Here is a 1,303-nt window from a genome sequence, read left to right as displayed (position 1 = left end):
GCGGGAAAGTGACGTTCGCCTCCTGCTGAAATTTCTCCGCCAGCGTGCGGCGTACCGCTTTCGCCAGTTCTGCGGTTTGGATTTCGATTCTGACCAGCGGTGTGAAGCTGCCCGGTGTGTAAATCGTCTGTACGCGCTGTGCCGTCTGCGTGGTGGTCAGTCTGTCGCCGTCCCAGCCGTACCAGGTCTCATACGGCGTGCGCGACAGTTCCATCCGCGTGTCGCTCCAGTGCACGGGTTCGCGTTTCCATACCCGCTTACCCACGCGGCGGCCCTGCGGGTCGTACAGATAACAACTTTCCGTCAGTACGCTGCCCTGTTGCATCTGGCGGTGGTGCGTCAGCCGGTGCTCATCAATTATATCGTGTTGGGAACACACAACCTTGTGTTTCCGCCCAAAGGCTAACGCCAAAAATTATAAAACCAAGCAACGCACCACCATATATACAGCTTAACATTAAAATAGAAAAAAACTTATTTTTAAACATAAAAATACGTCGATACATTTCAAGCATGCCTGAAAAAGTATTCATATCTATATTGTTTTTTTTACAAAATAGAAAGCCATAAAAAACGACAAGCAAAGCCATTGAGAATATACAAAAAAACACAATGATTCTTGCAATTCTGATTTCTTCACACATATCATCCTCTACTAAAATACTGGAATAGATACACTTGGTGTATATGGTATTTTTACTTCGGGACCGATGCCTGCACCAACACCAATATATACTTCAGGCCATGTTGATGTTTGAGCTACCTCAATACTAAAGATCCCCAATCCAAAAGAAGCTCCTGCGTTAACTTTTAAATCTTTGGCATCAGGGGCTCTAAACTTCAATCCACAGGTAGCAGAAGCTCGAGCTCCAACAGCAGCTACAGGAAAGCTCATTAGCCCCCCTGGGCCTATTTTTTCATTGGCAGAAATTGTTCCAGATATACCACTGCCTGCCGCAGCAAATGCTGAAGCCCGGCACTCTCCCGTAGCAATAGGTTTTGCAGATGGCAGAGACATAGATTTAGCAATATCTTCTGGAGATTCGCCATTTTCACACATATGCAAGCCGAGTGAAGAGCGTTCGCTGACCCCATACCCCATATTGCCAATAAATGGTGATAACCCCAACGGATCTAAACTTGTTATTGGATCCAATGGGTAACTATAGAGATTCCATCCCCCCTCCAGCCCTATGGGATCCTGGGTGGTATACCGTCCCTGTCCCGGATTGTAGTACCGGTGGCGGTTGTAGTGCAGCCCCGACTCCTCGTCATACTGCTGGCCCGGCAGGCGGATAAGCTG

2 protein-coding genes and 1 pseudogene are annotated in these 1,303 nt (G+C 47.8%); all 3 read right to left on the bottom strand.

The window, feature by feature from the left end; genetic code table 11:
* A pseudogene (locus tag OGY09_RS01110) lies at nt 1-370 on the bottom strand (hypothetical protein); the annotation flags it as partial.
* Nucleotides 354-644 (bottom strand): hypothetical protein, encoded by a 291-nt coding sequence (locus OGY09_RS01105; protein WP_275399251.1) that lies wholly within the window; start codon nt 642-644, stop codon nt 354-356. The gene OGY09_RS01105 and the pseudogene OGY09_RS01110, both read right to left, overlap by 17 nt.
* 11 nt (nt 645-655) lie before the next feature.
* The coding region (locus OGY09_RS25225) for an RHS repeat-associated core domain-containing protein (protein WP_353622460.1) at nt 656-1,303 on the bottom strand (648 nt) is incomplete at its 5' end.

This window comes from Citrobacter sp. Cpo071 (assembly GCF_030332765.1).
Lineage (GTDB): Bacteria > Pseudomonadota > Gammaproteobacteria > Enterobacterales > Enterobacteriaceae > Citrobacter > Citrobacter portucalensis.
Note: the sequence above shows the minus strand (reverse complement) of the source record. Positions and strands in the feature narration are given on the sequence as shown.